12 protein-coding genes and 1 pseudogene are annotated in these 15,614 nt (G+C 42.1%); 6 read left to right on the forward strand and 7 right to left on the reverse strand.

The genetic code is table 11. The features are described 5' to 3' along the window. Positions 1-65: 65 nt before the first annotated feature. Both BA79_RS12975 and BA79_RS12980 read left to right on the forward strand, forming a co-directional pair. Entirely contained in the window at positions 66-1,799 is a 1,734-nt protein-coding gene (locus BA79_RS12975; protein ID WP_025207476.1) for an ABC transporter ATP-binding protein, read from the forward strand. Then, on the forward strand, positions 1,796-3,625 hold the full coding sequence (locus tag BA79_RS12980) for an ABC transporter ATP-binding protein (RefSeq protein WP_035703208.1): 1,830 nt from the start codon (positions 1,796-1,798) through the stop codon (positions 3,623-3,625). The genes BA79_RS12975 and BA79_RS12980 overlap by 4 nt, the downstream gene beginning before the upstream one ends. A gap of 59 nt (positions 3,626-3,684) precedes the next feature. On the opposite strand, the gene BA79_RS12985 is transcribed toward BA79_RS12980, so the two are convergent. Next, positions 3,685-4,506, reverse strand: a complete 822-nt coding sequence (locus tag BA79_RS12985) for a MerR family transcriptional regulator (RefSeq protein WP_035703209.1) — start codon at positions 4,504-4,506, stop codon at positions 3,685-3,687. 88 nt (positions 4,507-4,594) lie between these two features. Here BA79_RS12985 and BA79_RS12990 point away from each other — a divergent pair, with 88 nt between their 5' ends. Beyond that, positions 4,595-5,164 carry a GNAT family N-acetyltransferase gene (locus tag BA79_RS12990; RefSeq protein ID WP_035703210.1) on the forward strand — a complete coding sequence of 190 codons (570 nt, stop codon included), beginning with the start codon at positions 4,595-4,597 and terminating at the stop codon, positions 5,162-5,164. 55 nt (positions 5,165-5,219) lie between these two features. After that, a pseudogene (locus BA79_RS19140) lies at positions 5,220-5,511 on the forward strand (IS5/IS1182 family transposase); the annotation flags it as partial. A 53-nt stretch (positions 5,512-5,564) separates the two neighbouring features. Here the strand turns inward: BA79_RS19140 and BA79_RS12995 are convergent. The 4 genes from BA79_RS12995 to proC form a co-directional block, all read right to left on the reverse strand. Beyond that, positions 5,565-6,128 (reverse strand): GNAT family N-acetyltransferase, encoded by a 564-nt coding sequence (locus BA79_RS12995; RefSeq protein WP_035703211.1) that lies wholly within the window; start codon positions 6,126-6,128, stop codon positions 5,565-5,567. An 86-nt stretch (positions 6,129-6,214) separates the two neighbouring features. Next, positions 6,215-7,483, reverse strand: a complete 1,269-nt coding sequence (locus BA79_RS13000) for a glutamate-5-semialdehyde dehydrogenase (protein WP_035703212.1) — start codon at positions 7,481-7,483, stop codon at positions 6,215-6,217. Between the two features lie 18 nt (positions 7,484-7,501). Continuing rightward, on the reverse strand, positions 7,502-8,620 hold the full coding sequence (proB, locus tag BA79_RS13005) for a glutamate 5-kinase (RefSeq protein ID WP_025207481.1): 1,119 nt from the start codon (positions 8,618-8,620) through the stop codon (positions 7,502-7,504). 27 nt (positions 8,621-8,647) lie between these two features. After that, positions 8,648-9,445 (reverse strand): pyrroline-5-carboxylate reductase, encoded by a 798-nt coding sequence (proC, locus tag BA79_RS13010; RefSeq protein ID WP_019743319.1) that lies wholly within the window; start codon positions 9,443-9,445, stop codon positions 8,648-8,650. A gap of 471 nt (positions 9,446-9,916) precedes the next feature. On the opposite strand from proC, the gene BA79_RS13015 reads away from it, so the two are divergent. Continuing rightward, positions 9,917-11,113 carry a cytochrome P450 gene (locus BA79_RS13015; protein ID WP_035703214.1) on the forward strand — a complete coding sequence of 399 codons (1,197 nt, stop codon included), beginning with the start codon at positions 9,917-9,919 and terminating at the stop codon, positions 11,111-11,113. Between the two features lie 118 nt (positions 11,114-11,231). After that, complete coding sequence (locus BA79_RS13020; protein WP_035703218.1) at positions 11,232-13,271, forward strand: molybdopterin oxidoreductase family protein; 2,040 nt, start codon at positions 11,232-11,234, stop codon at positions 13,269-13,271. 46 nt (positions 13,272-13,317) lie between these two features. On the opposite strand, the gene BA79_RS13025 is transcribed toward BA79_RS13020, so the two are convergent. Together BA79_RS13025 and xylB are read right to left on the reverse strand one after the other, a co-directional pair. Beyond that, a complete protein-coding gene (locus BA79_RS13025) occupies positions 13,318-14,004 on the reverse strand; it encodes a glycoside hydrolase family 11 protein (RefSeq protein ID WP_007500674.1) in 687 nt (228 codons plus the stop codon). A 94-nt stretch (positions 14,005-14,098) separates the two neighbouring features. Continuing rightward, positions 14,099-15,592, reverse strand: coding sequence for a xylulokinase (gene xylB / locus BA79_RS13030; RefSeq protein WP_035703220.1), 1,494 nt, complete (start codon positions 15,590-15,592; stop codon positions 14,099-14,101). Between the last annotated feature and the right edge of the window lie 22 nt (positions 15,593-15,614).

Genomic DNA, 15,614 nt, shown 5'->3' on the forward strand with positions numbered 1-15,614 from the left:
AAATAATCCCTCTTTGTATATGATGAGTTACAGAACAACAGACTATATGGAAGAAAGGTAATCGTATGAAATCAATTTTATCGTTTTTAAAGCCCTATCGGCTATCCGTTGTGTCCATTGTGGTTCTCACCTTTTTAAGCAGTATGCTCCAGCTGTATTTACCGACGCTTACAGCAGATATCGTTGATGTCGGGATCGTCCAAGGAGATGTCGCTTATATATGGAAGGTTGGGGGCTGGATGGTGGCTTGTTCTTTACTTGCCATCTTGCTCACGATTTGGAAGTCCTACTTGTCATCTAAGACAGCTCTAGGCTTCGGGCGTGATATGAGAAGACAGCTGTTTGTGCATGTCGAACAATTCTCATTAGAAGAATTTCAAAAAATCGGGACATCTTCCTTTATTACAAGATCAACAAATGATGTGAAACAAGTTCAAGATGTCACGATCATGATCTTACAAATGATGACACGGGCGCCTCTAATGCTCGTTGGTGGAATTATTTTGGCTGTATCTAGAGATGCTGTGTTATCTCTCATCTTTTTAGCAGCTCTTCCCCTTCTTGGTGGGTTCATTTATTTGGTATCAAGAAAAGCGATCCCCCTCTTTGGCCAGCTTCAGAAAAAAACGGACCGGCTGAACTTGATTATGAGAGAGTCGCTTTCAGGCATTCGGGTCATTCGTGCGTTTAACCGAGTAGATGACGAAAAGGAACGTTTTCAAGAAGCCAATACATCGTATAAGGATACTGGTCTTAAGGTCAATCGATTAATGGCGTACTTGTTCCCTTTTATGCTCATTATCATGAACTTCACGAATATCGGCATTGTCTGGATTGGCGCTAATCGGATTGATGCCGGACAGATGGAAGTCGGGAATCTGATCGCCTTCATTCAATATGCGATGATGATTTTAATGGCACTCATTATGCTTTCTATGAGTTTTATTATGGTGCCTAGAGCTCAGGCATCAGCTAAACGGATGAATGAAGTGTTAAATCTAGAACCAAAAATTAAAGACAAAAAAGAAGCTGTCACTAAACTTGATCAGCCAGCCCAGTCCATTCGCTTTGAGGATGTGTCATTTTATTATTCAAATGCTGAAAAACCAGCCGTTCAAGACATGACGTTTGAAGCCAAAAAGGGTGAAACGACGGCGATCATCGGCAGTACAGGTTCCGGGAAAACGACCCTTCTTCAGCTGATGACACGTTTTTATGAAGCCACAGAAGGAAAAATTACATTAGATGGTGTCGATATTAGAGAATTGCCTCAAGAGAAACTGAGAAGTCAGATGGGTTATGTTTCTCAAAAAGCCATTTTATTTAGCGGAACCATTGCTGATAATGTGCGCTTTGGCAAACGCGATGCAACAGATGACGAGATTTGGCAGGCACTGCGGACAGCACAGGCCGAAGAATTTGTTTTGCAAAAAGATGGCGGAATTCACGCAGAGATAGACCAAGGGGGTTCGAATCTCTCTGGCGGTCAAAAGCAGCGTCTTTCGATCGCAAGAGCACTCGTAAGAAAACCTGCATTCTACCTGTTTGACGATAGCTTCTCTGCCCTTGATTACAAAACGGATGCAAAACTTCGGTCAGCGCTAGAAGCTGAAAAAGAGCATGCTGCTTTGATTATTGTGGCTCAAAGAATCAGCACAGTGAAGCATAGCGATAAAATCATTGTGTTAGATGATGGAAAAATAGCAGGTATCGGTACACATGAACAGTTACTGAAAGATAACCTTGTCTATCAAGAGATCGTCGCATCACAGGAAGGTCAGGAGGTGGAGCAAGGATGAGTAAAAAAATGTCTTCTGGAATGGGACATAAAGGCGGTCACCCAAGGGGCCCAGTACAAAAACCGAAGGAATTTAAAAAAACACTTCTTCGTTTAACGGGCTATTTAAAACCGAGGAAATTTCAGCTGATCGTTGTCCTGATTGCAGCGATCGGTTCAACCGTTTTTAATGTTGTCAGTCCAAAATTACTTGGGGATGCCACCTCTTCCCTATTTGAAAGTTTTACACAAGGAACTGGTGTTCAATTTGATGTCATTTCACGCATTTTATTGTTGCTTGTTCTATTATATGTCGTGGCATCTCTCTTCTCATTCGTGCAGCAATATGTAATGGCGGGTGTCTCGCAGCAGACCATTGCTGAACTAAGACAAGAAGCGAGTGACAAACTCACACGTCTCCCTCTTCGTTATTTTGATAAAACAACACACGGAGACACGCTGAGCCGGGTGATGAACGACATTGATAATATTAATACTTCTTTACAGCAGGCACTCACGCAAGTGATCACATCTGTTATTACAGTCATTGGTATTGTCGTCATGATGCTTTTCATCAGTCCGCTGCTGACACTGCTTGTTTGTTTGACGCTGCCTCTTAGTTTGTTTGCGATTCGAGGCATTACATCATTTTCGCAAAAGCATTTTAAAGCACAGCAAAAAGAACTAGGGATGATCAATGGACATATTAATGAAATGTTCACAGGACATCAGACGGTTCGTGCGTATGGCTATGAAAAGAAAGCCATTGATACATTTGATCAATTAAACGAACAACTATATGAATCTTCAAGAAAAGCACAATTTATCTCCGGCTTAATGATGCCGATGATGACCTTTATTGGGAATCTTGGCTATGTGGCGGTAAGTGTTGCTGGCGGAATTCTTGTCATTAACGGGAATATTCGTGTTGGGGATGTGCAAGCATTTATCCAATACACACAACAAATGTCGCAGCCGCTTGTGCAAGCATCCAGTGTTGCAAACTTAGTTCAATCTGCTATCGCATCTGCTGAACGGGTGTTTGAAATTTTAGATGAGGAAGAAGAACATGCGGAAGAAGATGCAGCGATTGATCTTAAATCCCTTTCCGGAGATGTGGCCTTTGAGCACGTTCACTTCGGTTATGAGAAAGATCAACCCATTATTAAAGATTTGAATTTACAAGTCCGAGAAGGACAAACGGTGGCCATTGTTGGGCCAACAGGCGCTGGAAAAACAACGATTATTAATCTGTTAATGCGCTTTTACGAGCTAGATCAAGGCTCCATTCGCATTGGCGGCGTAAAAACAACCGACCTCAGCCGAGAGCAAGTACGTGACTTATTTGCGATGGTTCTTCAGGATACATGGCTCTTTGAAGGCACAATTTATGACAACATCGCATATGGCAGACAAAATGTTTCAAAAGAGGATGTGTTGAAGGCCGCTAAACATGCCTATGCAGACGATTTCATCCGCACCCTTCCAGATGGATATGACACACTCTTAACAGAAGATGCCGGCAACCTCTCACAAGGTCAGCGTCAACTGTTAACCATCGCCCGTGCCATCTTATCTGATCCGAAGATATTAATCTTAGATGAAGCAACAAGCAGTGTCGATACACGGACAGAGATGCATATTCAAAAAGCGATGAATGAATTAATGAACGGCAGAACAAGCTTCGTCATTGCACATCGACTTTCAACGATTAAAGATGCCGATCTCATTTTAGTCATGAAAGATGGCACGATCATTGAAAAAGGAACTCATCGTGAGCTTTTGAAAGAAAAAGGCTTTTATGCCGACCTCTATATGAGTCAATTTGCCGAAAACCAAGTCGGTTAAACAGCACCAAAAAGGATAGACAGCATGTAAAAATGCCTGTCTATCCTTTTTGTTATGCCTTAAGCTTCGCGTTTTCTGACTTTCACACTAAGTTTCGTCATGTAATCCGCTTCATTTTTAGACATCAGAGAATGAAGTAAATACTCCTCAAAGACATCCCCATCCAGTATCATATCCTCTGCTTCGATGTGATCTAATAAACGTGAATAGGCAGTTTCCATCTCTTCATATGTTCCTTGTTGATACATGACTGCATAAAGGCCCGCTGGCTTTTTGACTGCATCCGGTCCTTCCATTCGGCAAAACAGCCGATCAGATTGATGATAATGACGCTGCAAAAACTGCTCCTTGTTTAAAATAGAACCATTTGCCGCCGCACCTTTAATACCAATCCCTTTCAGAAATTCTCCTACAATTCGAGAAATTTCTTCTATAGGTGTGTTTGAATCAATTGGGTTTGATGTACTGAGGACGATCGGTTCTTCTGGCAGTTCTTGAAACAAGACCTCCCCTGTTTTCACTGATGATAATTCATTCGTTGTCTCGATCACACGAAAAAGAAAAGATTGAATATCCTGTAGTTTTTGGATCTCCTCCCCGACCTTTTCTGCTTGCTCAACCGCAAGGCTTTGCAATTTCTCCTGAGAAGGCTCAGTAAAGTATTGTTTTAATTGTTTGATCGGAAATTGAACAGCACGAAGAGATTGAATGGCCATGAAATGATCAAACTGTTCAAATGTATAATAACGGTACCCATTTTCCTGAACACCTGCCGGCTTAAACAAATCGATCTTATCATAATAGAGCAGTGTATCTTTTTTCACTTCAAATAATGCCGCAAATTCTCCAGTTAAAAATGTTTTTTGAACATCGCTCATCATTTTTAGGGCTCCTTTCTTGACTATGGAGTTACTCCATCCTTTATGATAACATGCATAAACACCACGTATGTGGAGAAAGGATTTACACATGAACAAAATCGCACAAGATCAAGTCACATTATCACTTGCAAAACAAGAGGACTTCCCTTTGATGAAAAAAGAACTGCAAGATGCTTTCACAGCTGGCATCATTGATGCATTTGGCGATGCAGAAGGTGGACCAATTCCTCCTGATGAGTCGATTGATGAATCTTTTTATTCGACAGAGAACCTTGTCTATCATATTTTACTAAACGGTCAAAAGGCAGGAGGGGTTGTTTTAAAAATCAACCCTCTCACACACCGCAATTCGGTGGACCTGTTATATATCTCTTCATCATCTCACAGCCGAGGCATTGGTCAGGCAGCATGGAAAGCCATTGAGGCGCAATATCCAGAAACGAAGGTGTGGGAAGTTGTCACTCCTTATTTTGAAAAGCGCAACATTCATTTTTATGTGAACAAATGCGGGTTTCAGATTGTTGAGTTTTATCACTTGCACCATCCAGATCCGAGCTTGCCTCATGAGAACGATCAAGAAAATGACCCTTTAGCGCCTGAGACATTTGAATTTTTCAAATTTGAGAAAGTCATGAAAAAAGACCGTTCAAGTTCATAAAAAAACTCCCCCTCATATGGGGGAGTTTCAGCATGTAGACAAAACCTCGCATTCGCCAAGAACAAAAGCTGGTTATTTGAAAAGAATGAATACGTGTATGATGCATATTGATTGTTACATTTGCCCCAACGGGCATTATCGTACAACGACTAGAGAAGGCTATAAGCAATATGCGTCTGATTCAGAGATATGCAAGTCCTGCTCGTTTTTAGATAACTGTACACAAAGTCAATTGGACGAAACTTTGTGGACTCAAAAAAGTTTCAATATAGGCGATGCTTACTTTCGCTGCCATGAATCTCAAAAAGCTAGCAAACTGGACATGGGAAGGACCATGTCCAGCCTAAGTCAACAGATAAATTGTATTAAAATCAGTGAAAACCCCTCATCTGGGGAGTTTTTATTTTGATATAATGTGAGGCCTTTCATCCGTCGCAAGAATCGCAAACAAATAATGATCTTTCCACTCCCCATTGATTTTTACATTTTGTCTAGATAGACCTTCTTTTTGAAAACCTGCCTTTTCAAGTACTCGTATGGAACCTATATTATGAGGCTGAACACCTGCTTCAATTCTGTGAAGATCCAGCACATGAAATGCCTCATCTAGCATGAGGGCAATTGCTTCAGTTGTGTAGCCTTTTCCATTATGTTTTTGATCAAGTCCGTATCCAAGCCAGGCGCTTTGAAGAACATCTCTGACAACACCAGATAATGTGATTGTGCCAATGAGCTGATGTGACGCGCGGTGGAAAATTCCTTTTGCATATGTTTCGTCTTTTTGGCGGCTTTGCTGAAATGTCTGAATTCGCTTCAATTGTTCGGGGATGGTGTAAAAATCCTCTTGTCTAAATGAAGTAAATGGCTGAAAGAACTCGCGATTTTCATATTCAAGTGTTGCCAGTGCTTCAGCATCGCTTTCTTTGAAATCTCTTAAATAGATCGATGAGTTGATCGTTTCCATGTCGTTCCCCCTTTTTTCTCTCTTCTTTTATCATACACTAAAAAAACACTACCCCAAGAAGAAAGGTAGTGTTCGTTACATTCATTCTAGCTTCTAATCTGACCATCACCAGACAGAAGAAGTTTTGTTGTTGTCAGTGCAGGAAGTCCCATTGGCCCTCTTGCGTGCAGTTTTTGAGTAGAAATGCCAATTTCAGCGCCATATCCTAGTGCACCGCCATCTGTAAAACGTGTAGATGCGTTATGGTAAACAGCGGCCGCATCGACTTCGTTTAGAAAGATTTGTGCGTTTTTTTCATCCTCTGTTATGATGGCTTCTGAATGTTTGGTCCCGTACTGATCAATGTGGTGAATGGCGTCCTCAATTGAGTCAACCACTTTCACCGCAAGATCAAGACTTAAATACTCATCTGTCCAATCTACTTCCTCCGCAGGAACCGCTTCGGAAAAGAAGGATTGAGCGTCTTGATCTCCATGCACAGTGACATGATGCTGAAGCAGTGCTTCATTCAATGCTGCACCATTTTCTTTTAGCCAATCACGATGAACGATCAGAGTCTCAAGCGCATTACAAACGGCCGGACGATTTGTTTTCGCATTGATGACAATCTGAATGGCTTTTTCTACATTCGCTGTTTGATCAATAAAGATATGGCAGTTCCCTGTCCCTGTTTCAAGAACTGGAATGGTCGATTCTTCTACAACTGTTTTGATTAACGAAGCCCCGCCTCTCGGAATTAAAACATCGATCCATTCTTTTAGATGAAACATCGCTTGAACCGATGAACGGTCTGTTTGTTCAATAAACTGTACCGCATCACGAGGGATCTTTGTTTGATCCAATGCCTCATGAATGACGCGGACGATGGCTTTGTTGGAAGAAATAGCGGAGGAACCGCCTTTTAAAATCACTGAGTTGCCTGCCTTGAGGGCAAGCCCTGCTGCATCGACAGTGACATTCGGTCTCGCTTCATAGATCATCCCGATCACGCCGAGCGGTACTCTTCGACTTTTCACATGTAAGCCGTTCTCAAGAGTCCATTCATCCAATATTTCTCCAACAGGATCTGTTAATCTCGTCACAAGCCGCAAACTTTCCGCAAACTCATGAATTCTCTCTTCATTTAACATTAATCGATCCATTAATGCTTCAGAGAAGCCCTTTTCTTTTCCTGCCTCTAAATCCTTTTGATTTTCCTGTAAAATAAAATCACTTTGCTGTTCGAGTGTTTCTGCTATTTTCAGCAGCGCCTCATTTTTTTCCTCTGTTTGAAGTAAACCTAGTTTTTTTGATACGTGCTTTGCTTTTTTCGCTTTTTCTTTGACCGATGTGACAACTTCAGCTGTCAGTGTCATGAAATTCCTCCCTTATGATTAGCAAACTGGTATTGATAAATCTAAATGACAAACAAACGCTTCAAGATCTACGACATGCACCACTTCATCCTGTAGCAAGTCACCGTTCAGTGCGAGTTCGTCGGACGCATAATTGACAATGCCAAGCCCTATTTCTCTTTCATCTTGATCTAAAATACGGACAACATCGCCTTTTTTAAACGAACCCTTTACATTGACTATGCCGTCAGAATCCAGACTTTTCTCACGATGCATGAGAAGCTCCTGTGTTTTCTCTTGAACAACGATTTCGCCTTTTGGGCCAGAATGAAAAGCAATCCACTGTTTTTTATAATTCAGCGGCGCTAAATTTTCGTCAGCTGTAAAATAAGTGCCGTCCTCTGTCCCATTAATGGCTTTGTCTAAAATGTGAGGCGTATCGGCTTTTCCCAAAAAGCCATTGATGCCTGAGGCCATTGAAATTTTAAAGGCGTCGAGTTTTGATTTCATTCCGCCTGTGCCAACGCTGCTTCCCGCATCTCCAGCGGCTGCTTCGATGTCTTCTGTGATTTCTGTGACTTCTAGAATTCTCTTCGCATTCGGATTTGTATGAGGGTTATCTTCATACAAACCGTCAATATCAGATAAAATAGCGAGGAAATCCGCATCAATCAGTCCAGCTACTTTTGCAGACAATGTATCATTATCTCCAAACTTCAACCGATTGATCGTCACTGTATCATTTTCATTAATAATCGGGATGATCCCTCGATCTAATAACACATTCATTGTATTTCGCACATTTTGATAGCGCGTTTCATCTGAAAAATCGCTTCTTGTAATTAATAGCTGTGAAGCAATATAGCCGTGCGATAAAAATAAAGTAGAATATGACTCCATTAAAAGCCCTTGCCCTATTGAGGCAGACGCCTGTTTTTCTGGCAGTGTTTTCGGTCTATCAATAAATCCTAATTTTCGGTAACCAGCTGCAACCGCACCAGATGAAACCAAAATGACTTCGTGTCCTTCATCTTTGAGTTTTACAATTTGATTGACGAGGTTTTCTAGTTTTTTTAAACTAATCTCACCTTGAAAGCTAGTAAGAGAGCTGCTTCCGATTTTCACAACAATTCGTTTTCTCTCTTTATCTGCGTACACCTTATCACTCCTGTATTGAGGCTCTATTTATATCGTTACTTTTTGTTTTTGCTGTTCACTTATTTCTTTTGATCGATTGGCGGCATGTTTGACGGCCTGCTTGATGGCTTCTCCTCCGCCAAAATCATCTAATGCATCTAGTCCTGCAGCCGTTGTTCCATTAGGTGACGTAATTTTTTCTCTGAGGACAGAAGGATTTTCAGCTGTTTCTTGCAGCATCTTCGCTGCACCGAGAAGTGTCTGTGTACCGATTTGACGGGACATTTCTTTTGATAAGCCAGCTTCTTCTCCAGCTTCTTCGATTCTTTCCATTAAGAAATAAAAATAAGCTGGACCGCTTCCGGCAATTCCTGTGAAAATATCCATTTGCTCTTCCTGAATGGTATACACTTCTCCCATTTCAGATAAAAGAGCCCGACTCATGCTTACATGTTCATTTTTCACATCACGTCCAGCAGATAAAGCGGTCGCCGACGCCCCAATCGTACTTGACGTATTTGGCATTACTCGCATAACAGGCTGCCCTTCATGCAGCATGTCTTCAATATACGATGATTTCACACCTGCAAGTACAGACAGGATGAGCTGATCTTTCTGAATATGAGGTTTTAATGATTCAAGTGCTGTTTCAGCATCCTTTGGCTTCATCGCCAGGATCAACATATCCATCTCTTCAAAAGGAAATGAATCCATTGTGGCTGTTTGGATTCCGTAGCGTTTCGTTAGTTCGTTTAATCGCTGCTTATTTTGCTTGTTTGTTGCGTAAATTTGGCTGAGCGGCATCTGACCTGATCGCACAATACCTGCAATCATTCCTTCCGCCATAGAACCTGCTCCAATGAAAGCAACTTTCTTTTGATCAATGATATTGATCCTCTCCCTTGTTCGCTTTTTGTTCGTGTTTTTCGCACGTTAGTTATCGTAACATGATGAGAAATCGTGTCAAGAAAGAGCCAGCGCTTTTCAAAAGTCCCGAATACACGCTGAACAGCTTGCGGTATGTATGTTAGCCGTGTTTTTTTAAATCATCAATTTAGATCAAAAGAACTATATAGATTTGAATCATAGTACCCTTTCGTTCGACTGAATTCACCATTTTATTTTTGGTTTCGGTGACTTCAATTCTAGTTTTTAGAAAGCGCTATCATTTTTGATGACTTTCTATTTTCCTATAGGATGAATGTGTTTGAATCTTTCGATTAGACTATTGACATATTTTAGAAAACATGTCCGTTGAAATGCGTTTTTCGTGGTGATACCGTGAAAGGGAAATCAAGTGAAAAAGGAGCGTTCATAATGAAAGTAAAAGAAAATTACGTCAATGTCATCCCAATGAAAGAAATCCGATCTACTGATGACCTTCTTTTCCCATTCCCTATCTACAATGAATTACGATCGCAGGGTGATATTCGATACGATGAAACGAGAAAGTGCTGGGATCTCTTTCGATATGCTGATATTCAGTCCGTTCTGAAGCAGCCAAAAGTGTTTTCATCACAGCGAGGAAGAAGTACATCTAAAACGAGTATTTTAACAATGGACCCTCCAAAACATACCAAAATGAGAGCACTCGTCAATAAAGCCTTCACGCCAAAAGCGATCAAACAAATAGAAGAAAAGATCAAAGACTTGACCCATGATCTATTAAATCAAGTAAAGGATCAACGGACCTTCGATATTGTGCAAGATCTGGCCGCTCCCCTACCTGTCATGATCATCGCCGAGCTTCTCGGTGCAGAAGTGAAAGACAGAGAGCTGATCAAAAAGCATTCAGATGCTCTAGTTGCAGGAGCCAAAGATGATTCAAAAGAAGCTATTCAAGCCGTTGTCGACATGCAAAAACAAGCAGAAAAAGAGCTCTCAGCGTACTTTGCTCATTTGATCCAAAAACGAAAAGAAACACCAGCCGATGATTTAATCTCCCTTCTCATCCAAGCAGAAATTGACGGTGAGCGTTTATCAGAAAATGAACTGCTTGGCTTTTGTATACTCTTACTCGTTGCTGGTAATGAAACAACGACGAATTTAATCACAAATGCAGTACGACTTTTAACAGAACAGCCGCATATCGCCGAATCAGTGCGGCAAGACCTGTCTCTCATTCCTCAATTGACGGAGGAAACGCTGCGCTATTATCCGCCTGTTCAAGCGATTGGGCGAGTTGCAGCAGAGGATGTTCAGATTGCCGGTTCTCACATTGAAAAAGGAGACTATCTCATCAGCTGGGTGGCATCTGCGAATCGTGATGAACGGAAGTTTGACGATCCAGATACGTTTCGTCTTGACAGAAAATCAAATCCGCATTTGAGCTTTGGCTTCGGCATCCATTTTTGTCTTGGTGCCCCTCTCGCCCGGCTTGAGGCTCATCTAGCACTTGAGATTTTACTCCGTACGTTTCGAGAAATCACCTGTGCGGCAGATCAGCTGAAACCGATTCAAAGCACGTTTGTGTTTGGGGTCAAAGAATTCCCTGTGCAGGTCACCCGTTTTTAAAAGCCCCTTTCATCAGGGGCTTTTTTTCATATGCTTATCCTTACCTTCCTGCTCTGAACATGCTAAAATAAAGTCCATATGTACAGTGATCACGGAATTCGGAAAGGAAGCTAAACGTATGACCGATTACACAGCAATGAAAGACGGGATATTCAAATCAGTTTGTTCGTTAGATTGCCCTGATCAGTGCGGTCTTTTAATACATAAAGAGAACGGAAAGATCGTTAAAGTTCAAGGAGATCCAGATCATCCAGTCACTCAAGGAAACATTTGCAATAAAGTGCGGAATGTCACAGCTCGTTTATATGATGAAAAACGTCTGACAACGCCATTAAAACGTGTAGGTCAAAAAGGTGACCGGCAGTTTGCACCAATTACGTGGGAAGAAGCGATTGAAACCATTCGTCAAAAATGGACAAAGCTGATCGAAGAAAAAGGACCAGAAAGCATTTTGCCTTACAGCTTCTATGGGAATATGGGGAATCTTAATGCAGAAGGAATGGACCGCCGCTTTTTCTATCGACTTGGCTCAAGTCAGCTAGACCGAACCATTTGTCAGTCAGCCGGAACAACTGGCTATAAATATACAATGGGCGCAAGCATTGGGACAGACCCAGAAGAAACCATTCATACAAAACTATTTATCTTTTGGGGCATCAATGCGGTTTCAACCAATATGCATCAAATCACGTTGGCACAAAAAGCTCGAAAGCAAGGGGCTAAAATTGTCGTCATTGATGTGCACAAAAACCAAACGGGCCGGATGGCAGATTGGTTCATTCCGCTTCGCCCTGGCACTGACAGTGCGCTAGCTCTTGGGATCATGCATGTCATTTTTAAAGAAGACCGCACAGATGCGTCATTTTTAGAGACTTACACGGTCGGTCACAATGAACTTCGCGAGCATGTGAAGCAGTATGATCCAGAAACGGTTGAACAAATCACGGGTGTCCCTAAAGAAGACATTGTCTCACTTGCGAGAATGTACGCAGAGACAACGCCGTCTCTCATTCGTATTGGCAATGGGCTTCAGCATCACGATAATGGCGGCATGAGTATTCGAACCATCTCCTGCCTCCCTGCCCTCACCGGTCAATGGCTGCACAAAGGCGGCGGTGCGATGAAATCGAACTCTTCTTTTCTTAGTTATAATGAAACCGCTCTTCAGCGACCGGAATTATTAAAGGAGCGCGAACCTAGAACATTTAATATGAATCAGCTGGGCAGCGTGTTAACGAACGCAGAACCTTCAATTGATTCTCTTTTTGTCTACTCTTGCAACCCGGCTGTTGTGACACCTGAAGCAAATAAAGTAAGAGACGGTTTGATGCGGGAAGACTTATTTACGGTAGTCCATGACTTGTTCATGACAGAGACAGCCACTTATGCGGATATTGTTCTGCCAGCGACATCTGCCTTTGAAAACGAGGATTTTTATACTTCTTACTGGCATCATTACATTCAAATTCAAGAACCTGTTATAGAACGTTATGGAGAAAGCAAATCAAACACTGAAGTGTTTCGTCTTTTGGCTCATGCGATGGGCTTTGAAGATGAAGCCTTTAAAGAGACAGATGCGGAACTAATGGAACAAGCTCTTCATCATCCTGAAAACCCGCACTATGAAAACATTTCATATCAAGCGTTAAAAGAGAAAAAGTGGATCAAAGCAAAACGAGGGCCTTTCGAAGATTTAAAGCTCCCTACCCCAAGCGGGAAAATTGAACTTTACTCTGAACAAATGAAAAAAGATGGATATCCAGCCCTTCCAACCTATGTACCTTTATTCAAGGAAAGTGATTATCCACTAACGTTTATACCGGGACCAAACCATAATTTTCTTAATTCCACCTTCTCTCTTCATGAGAAGCATCAAAAGCTTGAGAAATTTCCGAAGCTTCATATGAATGAACAAGATGCAAAAGAAAGACAGATTGAAGATGGGGACATGGTTCGTGTGCTGAATGATCGAGGAGAATGCGAGCTGATCGTGTCAGTCGGACAAAATGTGTTATCTGGTGTTGTTGTCAGTCAGGGATTATGGGCAGACCAAAAAGGCAAAAAACATTTGGTGAATGGCCTCACACCTGATCGTTTGGCAGATATGGGCGGTGGTGCGACGTTCTTTTCCGGCAGAGTCGAAGTTGAAAAATTATGATAGAAAGAGCCAGGAGTTTTGCTCCCGGCTCTTTTCTTTGACTTTTTTAGTTGCCAATAAACAGCTGATTGGTCATCACATTTGCACTTCCGCTGCTTTGGTAGCCTTCTACAGTAAATGCCGTTTCATACATTTTCCCCATTGGCATCCCTAAGCTTTCCCATTTTCTAAAATGCGCACTGACGGAGACCGTTCCGCTTGTACGTTTCGTTTGACGTACACTCCAATATTGCTTGAAGGTTGCGATCCCGATAATGGAAGGCTGATTGACACGGGTTGTTTCATAAATGTCATATGTGCCTCCATCAGCATAAAATGATCCTTTATACGCTCCTGTTGGACGATACGTGCCCCATGAATCAACAATGTAATATTCTGCTAATGGAGATTGTGTCCAGCCATAGACACATAGATAGGAATTCCCGCCTGGGTTAAAACTTGCGTTGTAATTGATGGAGATGTTGCCAAGCTGATGGTGAGTTCTAGTGGAATCAAACTTTTTCCCTTTTCTAAATAAAGCATTTCCGATATTGTTCCAGCCTGCACTAAATGCCCCGCCGTTATTGAGTGTCATCGAGGTATTTCCATAATCCTTCCATAATTCATAATCGTACCCGCTATGGTTACCCATTTCATTATTCGTAATGGTTCTCGCATGGGCTGGTACAGCCGTCAGTATAAGCGTCAGTCCAATACACATCACAAACAACAGTCTTAATTTTCTCAAATTCATCGTCCATTCCTCTCCTTTTTCATCCTTTTGATTCTGTCATCTCTAAGATGAAACGAATTCATCACCTCCTTTCATGCTCCCACTCACTGCTAGATTATCGATACTTTGCTAGACCCGCATGAATGTCTCTTGTGTATGTATAAATGCTTTGATACAAACGAAAGAGATGATCATATACATCGACATGCTGTTGATTTGGTGTAAATACGGCCGCTTGATGAATAAACTGATCCGCGCACGCCTCAAGTGACTCGTACCAGCCGCATCCAACTGCTGCAAGCATCGCTGCACCTAACGCGGGCCCTTGCTCATTTTCAAGCTGAATCACTTCAGCTTGAAAAATGTCTGCCTGCATTTGAAGCCATGTATGACTTCTCGCACCTCCACCAATGGACACAATAGCATCTATTCTTTTTCCGGCCTGCCTGAATAAAGCGATCGATTCATTTAATGAAAAAGTGATTCCTTCAAGCACAGCTCTAACCATATGCGCTTTTTCATGCCGGCTGTCTAATCCAATGAAGCTTCCACGAATGACTGAATCTGCATGAGGCGTTCTTTCCCCAACTAAATATGGCGTAAATAGCAATCCATTTGCGCCAGGCGCTATATCCTTTGCTCCGGCTAAAAGGGCTTTAAACGAATCATTTGGAGCAAGTAAAGATTTAATCCAATCGAGGCTATAACCTGCTGATAAAGTGACTCCCATTGTATAAAAAGCGTCTTTTTTTGCATGATGGAATAAATGCAAGTTTCCATTCAGCTCTCTGTTATGATTTTCTTCATAGGAAAGAATGACACCTGATGTGCCAATGCTGCATAATGTGTGACCTGATGATAAAATGCCGGCGCCAATGGCACCGCAAGCATTATCCGCTCCACCCGCAAAAACCTTCACCTCTTCTGTCATCCCGGTTTCCTTTGCGATCTGCGGCAAGAGTGTTCCAACCTCCGCCTCCGATGAAACGAGTGGCGGGCAAATACGAATCGGAATATCAAAGCTTTGACAAATCTCCTGACTCCATGTTTGTTCTCCCATATCCAACAGTAACGTACCAGCCGCATCAGAATAGTCCATATGAATAGCGCCGGTTAATCGATATCTGACATAATCTTTTGGAAGTAAAAACAAATGGATTCGTTGATCAATTTCTGGTTCATGTTCCTTTACCCATAACAACTTTGGCAGTGTAAATCCTTCTAACGCCTGATTTTTTGTGATCGCTTGCAGCCTGCCTCCTAGCTTTTCTGTCATGCGCACGCATTGCGGTGTTGTTCTTGTGTCATTCCACAAGATGGCAGGCCTGAGCACCTGAAGGGATTCATCCAATAAAACAAGTCCGTGCATTTGTCCAGAAAAACTGATGCCTTCTACCTGCATTGACTGAACAGGCTTTCTCTCCATAAGTTCTGTCATCGCGGCCATCGTCTGCTCTACCCAGTCTTCAGGATTTTGCTCACAATAACCTGGTTTGCTTTGAATGAGGCGGTAAGATTTAGTCGTCTCGCAGCATACCTTCCCGCTCTCATCTACTAATATCGCTTTAACTCCGCTCGTTCCAAGATCAATTCCCATCACATACTTCATGTGTTCACTCCTTCAAAACATC

The sequence above is a fragment of the Bacillus altitudinis 41KF2b genome (assembly GCF_000691145.1).
GTDB classification, from domain to species: Bacteria; Bacillota; Bacilli; order Bacillales; family Bacillaceae; genus Bacillus; species Bacillus altitudinis.

Bases quoted from the DNA above. Each gene is read 5' to 3' on its own strand.
- BA79_RS12975 (WP_025207476.1), top strand. From the start codon at position 66: ATGAAATCAATTTTATCGTTTTTAAAGCCCTATCGGCTATCCGTTGTG.
- xylB (WP_035703220.1), bottom strand. From the start codon at position 15,592: ATGAAGTATGTGATGGGAATTGATCTTGGAACGAGCGGAGTTAAAGCG.
- BA79_RS12980 (WP_035703208.1), top strand. From the start codon at position 1,796: ATGAGTAAAAAAATGTCTTCTGGAATGGGACATAAAGGCGGTCACCCA.
- BA79_RS13025 (WP_007500674.1), bottom strand. From the start codon at position 14,004: ATGAATTTGAGAAAATTAAGACTGTTGTTTGTGATGTGTATTGGACTG.
- BA79_RS13015 (WP_035703214.1), top strand. From the start codon at position 9,917: ATGAAAGTAAAAGAAAATTACGTCAATGTCATCCCAATGAAAGAAATC.
- BA79_RS12990 (WP_035703210.1), top strand. From the start codon at position 4,595: ATGAACAAAATCGCACAAGATCAAGTCACATTATCACTTGCAAAACAA.
- BA79_RS12985 (WP_035703209.1), bottom strand. From the start codon at position 4,506: ATGATGAGCGATGTTCAAAAAACATTTTTAACTGGAGAATTTGCGGCA.
- BA79_RS12995 (WP_035703211.1), bottom strand. From the start codon at position 6,128: ATGGAAACGATCAACTCATCGATCTATTTAAGAGATTTCAAAGAAAGC.
- BA79_RS13020 (WP_035703218.1), top strand. From the start codon at position 11,232: ATGACCGATTACACAGCAATGAAAGACGGGATATTCAAATCAGTTTGT.
- proC (WP_019743319.1), bottom strand. From the start codon at position 9,445: ATGGCGGAAGGAATGATTGCAGGTATTGTGCGATCAGGTCAGATGCCG.
- BA79_RS13000 (WP_035703212.1), bottom strand. From the start codon at position 7,483: ATGACACTGACAGCTGAAGTTGTCACATCGGTCAAAGAAAAAGCGAAA.